The 12972-nt window shown below is 42.4% G+C and carries 17 protein-coding genes; 5 read left to right on the top strand and 12 right to left on the bottom strand.

Features of this window, described 5'->3' with window-relative positions; genetic code table 11:
- Positions 1–21 precede the first annotated feature (21 nt).
- The 9 genes from serS to kae1 all read right to left on the bottom strand — a co-directional run bounded on the left by serS (position 22) and on the right by kae1 (position 7047).
- A complete protein-coding gene (gene serS / locus KEJ24_05500) occupies positions 22–1311 on the bottom strand; it encodes a serine--tRNA ligase (protein MBS7647271.1) in 1290 nt (429 codons plus the stop codon).
- Between the two features lie 41 nt (positions 1312–1352).
- Positions 1353–1601: a hypothetical protein gene (locus tag KEJ24_05505; GenBank protein ID MBS7647272.1), complete on the bottom strand. Its 249-nt coding sequence runs from the start codon at positions 1599–1601 to the stop codon at positions 1353–1355.
- Positions 1591–3042 carry a DHH family phosphoesterase gene (locus KEJ24_05510; GenBank protein ID MBS7647273.1) on the bottom strand — a complete coding sequence of 484 codons (1452 nt, stop codon included), beginning with the start codon at positions 3040–3042 and terminating at the stop codon, positions 1591–1593. The genes KEJ24_05505 and KEJ24_05510 overlap by 11 nt, the downstream gene beginning before the upstream one ends.
- Positions 3043–3125: 83 nt before the next feature.
- On the bottom strand, positions 3126–3566 hold the full coding sequence (locus tag KEJ24_05515; protein ID MBS7647274.1) for a 30S ribosomal protein S15: 441 nt from the start codon (positions 3564–3566) through the stop codon (positions 3126–3128).
- A gap of 42 nt (positions 3567–3608) precedes the next feature.
- Entirely contained in the window at positions 3609–4205 is a 597-nt protein-coding gene (locus KEJ24_05520; protein ID MBS7647275.1) for a PH domain-containing protein, read from the bottom strand.
- Between the two features lie 7 nt (positions 4206–4212).
- Entirely contained in the window at positions 4213–4740 is a 528-nt protein-coding gene (locus KEJ24_05525; protein ID MBS7647276.1) for a PH domain-containing protein, read from the bottom strand.
- Positions 4741–4774: 34 nt separating this feature from the next.
- On the bottom strand, positions 4775–5362 hold the full coding sequence (locus KEJ24_05530; protein ID MBS7647277.1) for an XTP/dITP diphosphatase: 588 nt from the start codon (positions 5360–5362) through the stop codon (positions 4775–4777).
- Between the two features lie 6 nt (positions 5363–5368).
- Positions 5369–6019, bottom strand: coding sequence for a Kae1-associated kinase Bud32 (locus tag KEJ24_05535; GenBank protein MBS7647278.1), 651 nt, complete (start codon positions 6017–6019; stop codon positions 5369–5371).
- A gap of 5 nt (positions 6020–6024) precedes the next feature.
- Complete coding sequence (gene kae1, locus KEJ24_05540; GenBank protein ID MBS7647279.1) at positions 6025–7047, bottom strand: N(6)-L-threonylcarbamoyladenine synthase Kae1; 1023 nt, start codon at positions 7045–7047, stop codon at positions 6025–6027.
- Between the two features lie 103 nt (positions 7048–7150).
- Between kae1 and KEJ24_05545 the strand changes: the two genes are divergently transcribed.
- From KEJ24_05545 to KEJ24_05560, 4 genes are read left to right on the top strand one after another with little or no spacing between them, the layout of a single operon-like run.
- The gene (locus KEJ24_05545) at positions 7151–7528 is read left to right on the top strand and encodes a transcriptional regulator (GenBank protein MBS7647280.1); all 378 of its coding nucleotides are present in this window, start codon (positions 7151–7153) and stop codon (positions 7526–7528) included.
- A gap of 2 nt (positions 7529–7530) precedes the next feature.
- A complete protein-coding gene (locus KEJ24_05550) occupies positions 7531–8157 on the top strand; it encodes an RlmE family RNA methyltransferase (protein MBS7647281.1) in 627 nt (208 codons plus the stop codon).
- A gap of 50 nt (positions 8158–8207) precedes the next feature.
- Positions 8208–8912, top strand: coding sequence for a DUF4152 family protein (locus tag KEJ24_05555; GenBank protein ID MBS7647282.1), 705 nt, complete (start codon positions 8208–8210; stop codon positions 8910–8912).
- A 17-nt stretch (positions 8913–8929) separates the two neighbouring features.
- Positions 8930–9484 carry a stage II sporulation protein M gene (locus KEJ24_05560; protein MBS7647283.1) on the top strand — a complete coding sequence of 185 codons (555 nt, stop codon included), beginning with the start codon at positions 8930–8932 and terminating at the stop codon, positions 9482–9484.
- On the opposite strand, the gene nadC is transcribed toward KEJ24_05560, so the two are convergent.
- A complete protein-coding gene (nadC, locus tag KEJ24_05565; GenBank protein MBS7647284.1) occupies positions 9477–10346 on the bottom strand; it encodes a carboxylating nicotinate-nucleotide diphosphorylase in 870 nt (289 codons plus the stop codon). The genes KEJ24_05560 and nadC overlap by 8 nt on opposite strands.
- 146 nt (positions 10347–10492) lie before the next feature.
- Between nadC and KEJ24_05570 the strand changes: the two genes are divergently transcribed.
- Positions 10493–11578 (top strand): hypothetical protein, encoded by a 1086-nt coding sequence (locus KEJ24_05570; protein ID MBS7647285.1) that lies wholly within the window; start codon positions 10493–10495, stop codon positions 11576–11578.
- A gap of 12 nt (positions 11579–11590) precedes the next feature.
- On the opposite strand, the gene KEJ24_05575 is transcribed toward KEJ24_05570, so the two are convergent.
- Together KEJ24_05575 and psmB are read right to left on the bottom strand one after the other, a co-directional pair.
- On the bottom strand, positions 11591–12211 hold the full coding sequence (locus KEJ24_05575) for a TIGR00296 family protein (GenBank protein MBS7647286.1): 621 nt from the start codon (positions 12209–12211) through the stop codon (positions 11591–11593).
- A gap of 15 nt (positions 12212–12226) precedes the next feature.
- Entirely contained in the window at positions 12227–12829 is a 603-nt protein-coding gene (gene psmB, locus KEJ24_05580; GenBank protein ID MBS7647287.1) for an archaeal proteasome endopeptidase complex subunit beta, read from the bottom strand.
- Positions 12830–12972: the final 143 nt, after the last annotated feature.

Genomic DNA, 12972 nt, shown 5'->3' on the forward strand with positions numbered 1-12972 from the left:
TGCATCGTAGAATATTAAACTTTACTTCTTTGGAGATATTTTCTCTACGCCCATCATGTATTTTTTCAAAACTTCTGGAATAATCACGGAACCGTCTTCTTGTTGGTAGTTCTCTAAGATGGCGACGATAGTCCTTCCAGTAGCCAGTGCTGTGGAGTTCAATGTGTGTACGAAGCCTTTGGGCGGTTCGCCCTCTTTTTCTCTGTAGCGAATGTTAAGTCTCCTCGCTTGGTAGTCTGTGCAGTTACTGCATGATATTATTTCTCTATAAGCATTTTGAGCGGGCATCCAGACTTCTATATCGTATTTTTTGGCGGCAACTTTTCCAATATCGCCGGTACAAACATTGACAACCCGGTAAGGTAAACCGAGCTTTTGTACAAGCTCCTCAGCGTTTCTCAAGAGTTCCTCATGAATTTTCCAAGAATCTTCTGGCTTACAAAAAACAAACTGTTCCACCTTGTTAAACTGGTGGGTGCGGAATATCCCCCGTGTATCCTTGCCGTGAGCTCCAGCTTCTTTTCTAAAGTTTGTGCTTACTCCAACAAATTTTATGGGTAATTCCTCAGCCTTCAAGATTTCATCCATATACATGGCTGCCATTGGATGTTCCGAGGTAGCGATCAGGTATAGATCTTCGCTTTCAACTTTGTAAAGGTCGTTTTCGAAGTCGCCGAGTGCTATAACACCTTCATATGGCCTGCGTCTCATAAGCAAAGGGGGCTCAATAGGTGTGAATCCCTTTCTAATCATTTCTTCTAAGGCAAAATTCATCAAAGCCATATCTAATAGTACACCTTCCTTTTTCAAATAGAAGAATCTGGCACCCGCAACTTTTCCAGCTCTTTCAATATCCATTATATCTAGACTTAAACCTAAATCGATGTGGTCTCTGGGCGTGAAATCAAATTTCGGTATTTCTCCCCATGTTCTGATGGTGACATTTTCTGTCTCATCCCTGCCGATTGGAACTGATTCGTGGAGAAGATTTGGAAGCAACATGAGATAGTTGCGTACTTTACCTTCATATTCAGCAACAAGTCCCTCAAGCGTTTCTATTTCCCTATCCACCAATTTAGCCTTTGCAAGGATGGCAGTTACGTCTTCTCCCCTTTTTTTAGCTGCTGCAATTTCAGCGGTTACTTTGTTCCTTTCACGTCGTAGCTCGTTAAGCCTTGTTAAATGTTGTCGCCATAACTTGTCGCATTCAATAAGCTCATCAAGCATCTTTAGGTATTCAGGGTCACCCCTTCTTGCGAGGTTTTCTCTCACGAGTTTAGGGTTTTCTCTGATAAGCCTTATGTCTAGCATTCACATTCACTGCCGTATAGAGAAGTACATATGTGATCTTATTATTCAAGTTTCCGTGCGATTCTTAGAGTTTTCTCCGCCGTCGAAATGGTGGACAGCAAATCATCAACCGTTGCAATAAATGTTTTGAAGCCTTTTTTACATTTTATATAAGTCCAGACAGTACTATTCCTCCTTTCGGTTCTTACGTATAAACCCGTTGGCAATTTGTTATTGTCCGGAGAAACCGCTTCCGTAATTGCCCTAGCAGTCTCTTCATCTTCATAAAGAATCGTTATTTCAGCTTCCAATTTTTTCTCCACTCAGCTTCCTGCCAACTAGATCATTAACAAGTTTAATGAAAGTTTCCACGTTTTCGATGGGAACCTGCGCCCCTGCTGCCACATCGTGGCCCCCGCCTTTTCCAAGACACTTTTCAGCCGCTATTTGCATGATTTCCCCAAGGTTAACGCCTTTTGCAACAACGGCATCCACTGTTCTAGCGGACACCTTTATCAATCCCTCTTCTTTCACGTTTGCATAAGCGATTAGGGGTTTGTCTGGTTTCGGTAACGATGTTGAGAGAATGGAGGATATAGCACCCACTATCTTGTCATCTATGAAGTCTTCGCCGTAAATAACGTAGATGTTCTCAAGCTCTTTTATTCTTTCAGGTTTCTCCATAAGCCATCCGAGATATTTATTGATGGTTCGCCTGTATTCATCTAGAATTTTGTTTGCTTCGTCGAGAGCTGCGCTTCTATCACCCATGCATACTGCGATGCCTACACCTGGTTTATTCATGCGCCCAGTTGCATTAAGCAAGACGGCAAACTCCCTTCCATCTCTTAATGGCGTCCAAGGCTCCTCATGTGTTAGTGTATAAACGTGTCCTATGAGGTCAGATACCTTATAATGTAACCCCTTCGACAGTAGGTAGTCTGCTAGGGCTGTGCAAAGTCTCTTCTTTTCATCTTCTGTGAGGTCCCTTAAGGCCCGCCACTTGTCGTTGTGTTTTGGTTTAATGTCAAGGCTGACTAGGAAGGCTAGGCTTTTGTCCTCCTCACCGCTTATTCCGGGAATAAATGGGTTTGTTGTGGACGCTAAAGTTTTATGAATTGGGCGTGTTTCTCTTCCAAAAAATATCAAGTCTTTTTCAACGGCTAGCAGTCCTTGGTTTTTAGCATCGTTAACTATTATTTCATTTAAACCGCCTAACATTCGCTGATCGTACTTATCTTGCAAATCTCCGAGTGCTCCTACAATAGCTATTGGAGCCAAATCCATGTTCGTTTTGTTCAACGCCCTTGCAACAAAATAAGCTATGCCTGAACTACTTATATCCCGTGCTCCATCGATGTTGTGAAGATGTGGATTAACGCATGGAAATTCTTTTTGTGCTTCGCTGCCCATTTGGTGATGGTCTAAAACGACGACTTTCATTTCTTGGGTTTTGCGTCTCAAAATGTTTGCACAGTCACTTCCTAGGTCCGTGAAAATGACAATGTTGGGCTTTTCTTTAAGAATTTCATTTGCGAGTTTCTCGTCAGCCCACTGAGTTATTCTAACACGGAATCTTGCGTCCAGCCTATACAAAGCTTTACAGATGATTCCCGCTGCAGCTACACCATCTGCGTCTAGATGGGAAAAAACGTGGATGTAACTATCTTCCTTGACTGCCTCTAAAATTATTTGAGATGCTTTTGAGACGCTTTCGAAGAAGCTGGAAATTTGTTCCTCACTTAGCGTCATTCTCATCACAGTAGTGTCTGTGAGGTTTCACTTAGAATAGTAAGTTAAAAAACCTAGTGTTTGCATGAATGAAACATTTGCCCTTACGCTATGGAGGCAGCTTTAGGCTCATACTTCCATTCTGGAGGCAATATTCCCTCTTGCCTATAATAATCTGCCAGCCTGTGAATCTTGGCTTCAATTAGCTGAAGAGCCCTCTTATTATGAAGGTCTTTTCTATGCTTTTCAAGGTGGGCTGAAAGTCGTGCGGCCTTTTTGAGAAGATTTCCTAAATCTTCAGGTATGGGAGGTGCAAGTCCTGCTTCGCGGAGAATTTGTGTTATGGGCTTTCCGGTCAACGGTTTAACAAGTGGAATTGAATACTGGTCCCTTAAAATCGTGCCTATTCTACTTGGGGGATGGCCTTCCCTAGCCAGCTTAATAACCAATGCCTCTACTTCTTCAGGCTGATACTTGCACCAGCTTGGTGGACGCTTACTTACCGGCCTGGTTGAATGGGATTTTCCCTTTTCCTGTTTCGGCATACTTACCCCGTGGACTCTGTAAGAGCGAGGATAGACGGATATTTAAGACCTTCGATTTAAACTTTCATCTGAACTATGAGTTCTTGTTAAATCGAATAGTTGACTTACAATTTTAAACGGGTTGCTAACATCCTTTAATTCAACTCTTGCATGTGACGGTTTTCTAAAATAAGGGTATGGAAGAGCGTATAAACCTCTAACCCCGGGGCTTAACGGTGTTATGGAACCATAATTTAACCACCTAGCAAGAGGCCCTTGATTCACAATAAGGTCTGTTATTTCATGGTATGTTAGTTCTCTCACGGATATCATGACAAATTTTCTGAACAGAATTATGCGTCTATTGGTCAGAATGTAAAGATGTCCTCTAACGTAAAAGTAGCCGAGAAGCAACATTAACACGAAAACGCAGACAATAGCAAATATCACACTATAAATGAGAGTGAACAGCGTTTCCATCAAAAAGCCGGAGTACTGAACAATATAGCGGACAATCGACCACCAATATACGAGAAGCATGAATCCAGCTGTTGATAGAATAGATGAGAATACAGAAGGATAGCGTCTCTGCAGCGTCATTAAAACTTCTTCATCTCGAAGGAGTTTTACATACTTCTGGGTAAGCTTCGCTGCTTCCATCAGCTTTCTACCCTTTCGATTGAGTTTCCTTCACAAGCTTTGCAATGGCGTCCCTAACTTCATATGGATTTCTAACACCTGAAATTGAGAAAATTGCCGCTCCCATAGGCATAATCATGCCAGCTGTAATTGGAGAGATTCTACCGTAATTGCAAAGTCTTCCAATAGGCCCTTGGTTCACAATTAGATCTGTAATCTTGTCGTGGGTTACGGTTCTCATTAGAATTCCAATGAATTTTCTGAACATTATTATGCGTTCATTTGTGATTATGTAACGGTGTCCTCTGACGTAGATGTAGCCTAAGCCATAAACCAGAACTGGAAGAACCAGAAACACGAATACTAGCATTGGAAATTTGATCAATCCGTATTCCGGCGGCAGCGCTAGTGTAATGCTGGCTGTGATAAACCATATTACTATGAGACCTATGGTTGCGACAGTCACATATGAGACATAATGCCTCTTCAATATCATGAGAACCTTCTCGTTCGGCGCTATTACAACCTCTTTTGGAATGTCTTGTTTTTCATTCAAAGGAAAACCTCCACGAATTTTTAACAGTTCAATTTTAAATTTTTAAGCTTTTATACCATTTCGAGAATTTCCGGAGGGCTTTAGCCCTATGCGAATACTTATTCTTTTCATTCACACTCATCTCAGCAAAAGTTTTCTCGCTACCCATGGGCTTAAAAATTGGATCAAAACCAAAGCCTGAACATTCACTTCGTATATTTTCCGTTATTTCTCCAACGACTTCTCCCCTAAAACAAATAGGAGTTTCCAACTCTTCAGAGAAGTAGGCCACCACTGATTGAAAAAGTGCCCTCCTGTTGGCGTTTCCCTTCATAATCTTCAACAAACCTTCATTTCCGATGGTTTTGTAAACATATGCTGCATATGGTCCGGGGAAACCGTTTAAGGCCTCTATAAATAGACCGGCATCCTCAACTATGACCGGGAGGCGGCAGTGTTGGAAAGCGTGAACAACGCTTGTTTTTGCAATTTCCTCGAGGCTATCGCTTTGAATTTCAAGAGTTTTCACCCTTAACATGCCTGCGGCTATTTTGTAGCGGCTTAGAACCTTGCGTGCCTCATTGAATTTGTTAATATTGTTCGTAGCAAAAAATACAACTTTACCTTTTAATTGGAAAGTCATTTACGATCACGTTTCGCCTTTGTTCCTTTTAGTTATGTACCTGCCTCTCATCTCTATCTCCCTAATCTTATCTAAAACGTTTTTCACCGTTTCAGCGTCAAAAACACTCGCATATCCTTCAATTACATTTTTAAAACATTCTTCTGCAAACTTGAAGTGAGTGCTTTGCAAAGCCCTTTTCATTAAATGGAGATCCACCCCTCTAGCCTCAAGCTCATTTGTCTTTTCACCTAAACCAAAATCCACAAAGAAAATTTTTCCGTCTGCTCTTTGAATCATGTTTGAGGTCGTTAGATCACCATGAACTATTCCATACTTGTGGAGTTTGCCGATTAACTCGCCAACTTTACGGCATAAACGCACTCTATTCTCCTCTGTAACTTCGTTAAGCAGTTGTTTTAGTTGTTTTCCATCAATAAACTCCATTACTATCGTGGAATTTTTTGTATCAACAAAAAATATTGTCGGAGTTGGCACCCCAGCCTTTTTCGCTTCATGCAGTAATTGGGACTCATGGATGGTTCTATATGTTCTAATTCGTTCATCTAACGTTGGGATTCTATACTTTTTGGGCAAGCGTATTTTCAACACGACTTTTTTGCCATGCCACTCTGTAAGAAATAAATGTGCCTCTGCGCCCTTTTTGATGAGAAACAACCGACTCATTTCACCCAAGGGACTTCAACCTCTTCCAGACGCCATCTTAGTCGTACGAAACTTTCCTCTATAGGTGTTGTAACACCGTGAGTGAATGCCAAAACACCAGTCCACGCGATCATAGCTCCATTGTCGATGGCGAATTCGCTTGGAACGGTGCAGAATCTGGCGTTATGCTCTTCCGCTATGGAGTGCACCATTTCCTGAAGCCTTTTATTTGCAGCGACGCCGCCTGTCAACAATACTTCCCTTTTCTCTGTATGGGCTAAGGCTCTTTCAGTAACTTCAACAACCATTGAAAATGCTGTTTCTTGGAGACTATAGCACAAGTCTTCCAACCTGTACTCGCCTTTTTGGAGGACTTTTATGGCAGCTGTTAAAAGTCCACTAAAAGACATGTCCATACCTTTGACGGTGTAAGGCAATGGTACAAATTGCCTTCCGCTTTTTGAGAGTTTCTCAATAACGGCTCCAAACGGCTCTCCGGGCTTTTGCTTTAGTCCAGCTTCTCTTGCAAAAACATCTAAACAATTTCCCAAAGCAATATCTAATGTTTCGCCAAAAACTCTGTACCGACCAGCGTCAAAAGCCGCTACTATAGTGTTTCCGCCTGAGACATAAAGCGTAACCGGATCCACCGCTCCAGTTTTCAGTTTTCCTATTTCAATGTGAGCTATGCAGTGATTAACACCGACAAGTGGAACACGTAGATAAGAGGCCAACGCCCGAGCCACGGTGGCACCAGTTCTCAAGCAAGGTCCAAGCCCTGGACCTTGTGAAAACGCGATAACCGTTAAATCCTTTGGTTTTATGCCGGCTGTTTTGAAGGCTTCTTCAATAACTTTGCCTGCGACTTCAGCATGGTGTTGCGCGGCCTCCCTTGGATGAATGCCCCCCTCCGGCGGGATGTAGGCGTTTATTATGTTAGCTAGTATTTCGCCCCTAAAAGTGGCAATTCCAACGCTGAAATCGTCAGCTGTACTTTCTATTCCTAAGCAGTAGCCGTCACTAGTTTTTTTCAGTCTCATTTTAGAATCCTAACCCCAACTGTGACCTAAATTATTTTATGTTCGGATGAGCATATTTTATTTGAGAATGCCTATATATTTGCGTGGAGATTGAAAGGGTAAGATGCCGAAACCCAACGACTTAGAACAGAAAGCGTTGCAAATAATAATGAATGCTGGAAACGATGGCTTACTGCAGTCTGAATTATGGCGGAAGTTGGGTGCAAGCAGCAGGGAGGGCTCAAGAATAGCCCTAAAACTTGAGAGTAAAGGGCTTATTCGACGCGAAAAGGAACTCCGCAACGGCAGATGGACTTATAGACTTTATCCGAAAAGGCTTCCCGCGTCAATAAATTCTATAGTTGACTGTCCATGCGTAATGTGTCCTGACAGTGCAAAATGCGGGCCCACGGGCAACGTTACACCACAAGGCTGTGAAAGACTTACTGAATGGCTTTTCCACATTGCCGAATCCAAACAAAACATTTTAGGTGACAGCTAGTCTTGCCCAAAGCTTGGATTCAAGAACGCAAAAGAGATTATTACTATAAGAAGGCGAAAGAAGAAAAGTACCGTTCAAGAGCGGCTTACAAGCTGTTTCAAGCGGCAGAGAAATATCATTTCATAAAAAAGGGCGACGTTGTTGTAGATTTGGGCGCTGCACCGGGCGGCTGGACCCAAGCTGCAAGAAAAATTGTTGGATCAAAAGGTTTTGTTTTGGGGGTTGACTTAAAGCCTGTAGAACCGTTTTCAGAACATAATGTACGGACGATTATCGGTGACATAACTGAGGAGGGAATAGTTGGGCAAATCTGTGAAAAACTCCCTAAAAAGGCTGAGGTAGTTATTTCAGATGTGTCACCAAATATTTCTGGAATTTGGGAGTTAGATCACGCTCGTCAGATTGATTTAGCTCAAAAAGCTTTGGAAATAGCTCTTGAAATCCTTAAGCCTAACGGTAACTTTTTTGTGAAGGTTTTTCAAGGCGACATGCTTGACGACTTTGTAGCTAAAGTTAAACGGTATTTTAGAGAGGTGAAAGTTATAAAGCCGAAAGCTAGTAGGGCGAGAAGCTCGGAGCTTTTTGTTTTGGGCGTTCACCTTAAGGCTTCAAGTTTTCCTCATGGATAAAGCGGTAAAAGCTAAATTCCTATACGGTTTATTAATGAGATGTGGAATCATTGAGGATAGTTGCCGCTGATTCTTCTTCGGCTATTTTAAACGAGAAGTTTGAACCATTAACTATCGTGGCAACTGCCGCCGTCTTAGTGAAGTCTCCTTACAGAGAACCAAGCGAATGTTTAGCTAAGCCGATTTTTGCGGATGCTGAAAACAGCCACGAGGTTATACTGCATGAAGCTGAATTGTGTAAACAACTGCTTGCAAAAGTAGAGGCGGAAGCGGATGTTATTCATCTTGACATGTCTCTTGGGGCGGTCTCCCTTGAACAGCTTTCCCCAATACAATTTTCTAACATGAAAATCTCTAGCAGGGCAAGAAGCAACCTTGTAAAGATTCTGCCCAAGCTTAGGAAAATCTCTGGAGAGATTTCGCAGAAATATGGCGTAGATGTCCTAGCCATAGGAAAGGCAAGTATCCCAGTGAGAATTGCTGAACTGACAGCTGGGGCTCATGCCATAATATATGCTTCAGAAAAAACACTAAAGCAGAATGAACCGTTAATACTTGGGCTTCCGTTGAAATGTCAACCAAAAATATTAGGCGACAAAGTGTATGTTTACTCTTTAATGGCGGCGGAACACGATGTTCTAGGCTGCGCGACCGACACTAACGGAGTTTTGAAAAAAGTTAATATTACCGAGATATTGAATCCATGCGCAAGGGGGTTCAGAACTTTGAAAATAACCCCCTCTAACCTAACATGATTGGAGGAGTTTAAAAGTTGACATCAAGCATTTGGAAAGGCTTTCCAACAAAAGTGAAACGCATTCTCACGGTATTGATTTTCTTCCTTGTTTCGATTGCTGTGACGGTTGCGGGTGTTTCGACTCCACTCACCGAGAGGGAGGCATCTGAGATAAACGAAGAACTTGGCGAGATGCAAGACTACCTTTCAACCGCCGATCTGTTTCGTGGAGCCACTTTAATCTTCGGCAACAATTTTGTTTTGTGTCTGTCCTTTTTTGTCCCCTTTATTGGACCTATATTTGGGGTTTATGTGCTTTATAGCACTGGTGTTGTGATTGCTGCACAAAGCATCTGCAACGGTGTAGATCCCCGCTTAGCTTTTTTGTTGCTGTTCCTTTTCCCTTTCACTTGGCTTGAGTTTTTAGCATATTCTGCGGCATTTGCTGAAAGTGTTTGGTTGGGCTGGCGTATTATAAGGCATAATTGGAGAAGGGAAATCATAAATGCATGTATTATGATTTCTATATGCGCGGTGATACTGCTGGTGGCTGCCTTCATTGAAATAGCGCTAATAAAAGCCTTCACCTAGTCTTCTCAACGTTTGTGATCTCCAAGCTTATGTTTAGAGCTTTTATGCTATGGGTTATTTCACCTAAACTTATAATGTCTACTCCTTTCGAAGCGTAATCAAGGATGTTGTCTGCCGTTATGCCACCGCTGGCTTCTAACATCACTTTTCCATAATATCCAGCTTTTTTCAAGAGTTTGATAGCCTCTTCCACTTGTTCTGGTGAAAAATTGTCAAGCATTATTATGTCTGCCCCGGCTTCAGCAGCCTTGAGAACATCTTCAACTTTAGCCACTTCAACCTCGATTTTCTTGCTGAAAGAGGTTTTTTCCTGGACCGCTTTAACAGCTTTTCTAACGTCTCCGGCTATGGCGATATGATTGTCCTTTATCAGAATCATGTCGTCCAGATGAAGTCTATGCGTGTCTCCTCCGCCAGTGGCGACAGCTTTTTTATCTAAGTATAGTAGTCCAGGCGCAGTTTTCCTTGTGCAAGCAACCTTCGTTTTATATCCCGCTTTTTGGATTTTCTCTATAAGCTTTCTCGTCGCCGTGGCTATGCCACTCATCCGCGATAAAATGTTGAGAAGAGTGCGCTCAGCCGAGAGTATTGTTCTTGCGTCCCCGTAAACCTTTAACAAAACTTGTTTAGGTGTTAGTTCGTCACCGTCTCTAACGTAAGATTCAAATTTTAAGCCTAAACTTTCAAGAAGCACTTTTGCTTCCTCTATTCCCGCAGCTATTCCTGCTTCTTTGGTTATTATCTCCGCTTCTGCAGTGCAACCTTCTGGAACTATTAGGGATGACGTTACATCACCTTGCCCAAGGTCTTCTGTAAGCATCTGTAAGAGCTTTTCTTCGAGAACTTTTTTAGGGAGGAACATAATTTACCGTTTTATCATCCCTTTGCTTTTTATTTAACAATTTTGCAGAGCAACCAAAATAAATGGCATAAGCCTCACTATGAATTATGCGTTTAATGCTAAGCTGCTCAGAGCTCGGATTAGGGCATGTTTCTAGGCTTATGATTTTGGGAAAAAAGCTAGCAGCAAAGGGAAACGAGCTTTTCTTTTTCTCCGGAGGAAACGCCTATACTCTTCTAAAAAGGGAGTTTAAAAATGTTTATCATTGCACGCCTGTCAGATGGTATGAAAACGCCTATGGCATAGTTTTTTCTGCTTCTATTTTAAACATCTTTTTTCCGTTGCTGCGTATTAACCCAGAAAATAGGAAGCTCGAAATAAAATCCCCAAGTGGCATAGAAACAATGCATCGTTACTATGACCTCAGAAGAAACATTCTGAAAATAAAGCCTCATGTAATTATATCGGACGGTGATCTACACACACTACGTTTAGCTTGGAGATGGCGTTATCCCTCGGTATATGTAACAAATTTTATTCGCCCAAGCTGCGGTTTTTCTCCCTTGCTTATTCCTGGTGAAAGATTCACTGAACGCTATGTGAGAAGCTGTTCAAAAATAATTATTCCAGATATCCCTCCACCATACACCATTTGCGAATACAACTTAGGCAATCTGGAAGATGTCGGAGTTGCGGACAAAACTGAATTTGTAGGAAGCTTTATTGAGATAACGTCTGTAAAAGGTGGAGAAAACCATATTTTTGCTCCAATAAGCGGGCCGGCTGGAACAAGGGCTCGATTGAAACGAATTATTATTCCAGTTTTAAGTTGCTTGAGAACAAAAAGTATAGTCAGCCTTGGAGAACATGGCGAAAAAAGGATGGCAAAAATCGGAAATTGCGTAGTTTACACGTGGCTTTCACCACAGGAAAGAAACGAGTTTATGGCGAACGCTAAGCTTGTGATTTTCAGTGGAGGACACAACACTTGTTTTGAAGTTGTGAAGTATGCAAAACCGAGTATATGTATCCCAACTCAGCTCGAGCAGTTTGCAAATGCAAAGAAACTGCAAGACATGCATTGTTCCATAATCGCTAAGAACGAGAGTCAATTGGCTCAAGCCATTGGTGGGATGGAGAAAAACATAGACATTTACAAGAAAAACGTGCAGAGGTTAAACCAGTATGCTAGCAAGTTTAAAGGCGTTGACAGAGCTGTTAACATTATCGAAAAAGTTGCACAGGACGGTTGAAAGTAAGACGGTTTAGGTGAGGGCTTTACGTTTAACCTCGCCTTTTGGTTTTTCTTCCTCGAATATTATAGCTTGAAACTTGTAGACTTTTGTGCCTTTCATAAGCCAGCAGTCCGGTGGGAGTCCGGCCTTCAAACAGCATTGGCATAGGAACTCTTCTTCATCCCAACTCCATTCAACTGGCACTTGAGGAAGCAAAAGTCCCCTGTAGAAACCTCTTTCTATGATCAGCCCATCAACACCCACTTTTATTTTCGATGGGTATTCGCTTGGACTTTTCACTTCCACTAGTTGTGGGGGTGTGAGCACGCTGACCTCAAAAACCACATCGTCTAACTCTTCTAGAGATAAGGGGTAAAACCTCGGGTCTTGGGTTGCCGAGCTTATAGCAGATTCTATGACAGCCTCCGCCAAAGGTGTTGTTGGGTAGGGAAGGCCGATGCATCCCCGTAATTCTTTTTCTCTTCCCTTAACACTATTTATCGTCACGAAAACTCCGCATGGTTGCATAAGCTTCTGTGGAAGTCCTTCCGGCAATCGAATGCGTTTTCTAGTTTTTAGGTACTCTTCTACGGCTCTTCTAGCAAGCCCAACCAGCAGTTTTCCTTCCTCTAGGCTAAGGTCGAAAGACAATGGAGATTAACCCTTCTAGAACTTTATGGATTCCTCGCGTGTTCCGTCTTTTGTTATAAATAGAAAGTCGATGCCGTCGCCGCTCATAATGTCTCGACTAATGGCGGATTTTATAGCTCTGACGACGAGGTTTTTTCCCTCTTCTATGCTTAAGCCTTCCCGATAGCCTTCTTCCAGCACTCCCATGGCGATCTCTGTTCCGGAACCAACAACCGCGTACTTGTCTGGTATAACCGAACCTAAAACGTCCAAAACGTATAGTGAAGAGCCTTCATCATCTATGCCTCCCACAATTGTTTGAGTTATTAACGGAGCTAATCTATTAGCAAAAAGCAGGTTAGACATAAGCTTGGCTGCAGACCTGACTGATATGGGTCTGCCGACATCCATGCTGTAAAGGTTTGCATAAGCCTCAACTTCGCGAACCAGAATTTGCATGTCTGATACAAGCCCGGCGCAGGCTGCACCTATATTATCTGTTATTTTGAAGACTTTCTTCCCTCCTCTGCTAACAACCAAATACCCGTAGGAAACCCGCTTTTCAGAGGCCAATATGACACCGTCTCTGCATACTATGCCGACCGTAGTGGCGCCTGGAACCCACAAATATTGAGGCATTTGCCCTTCTCTTTCCACGATCTTTCACCCTTTGCACGTGATATATGAACGCAACCTATTAAACTTAATGTCTTCGAAGTTGTGAACAATCGCCTCTCAGTTTTCATATCAAATTCCGGGAGCTTATTAACACGGCATGATGG

It is taken from the genome of Candidatus Bathyarchaeota archaeon (assembly GCA_018396705.1).
In the GTDB taxonomy this organism is placed as follows: domain Archaea; phylum Thermoproteota; class Bathyarchaeia; order Bathyarchaeales; family Bathycorpusculaceae; genus DRVP01.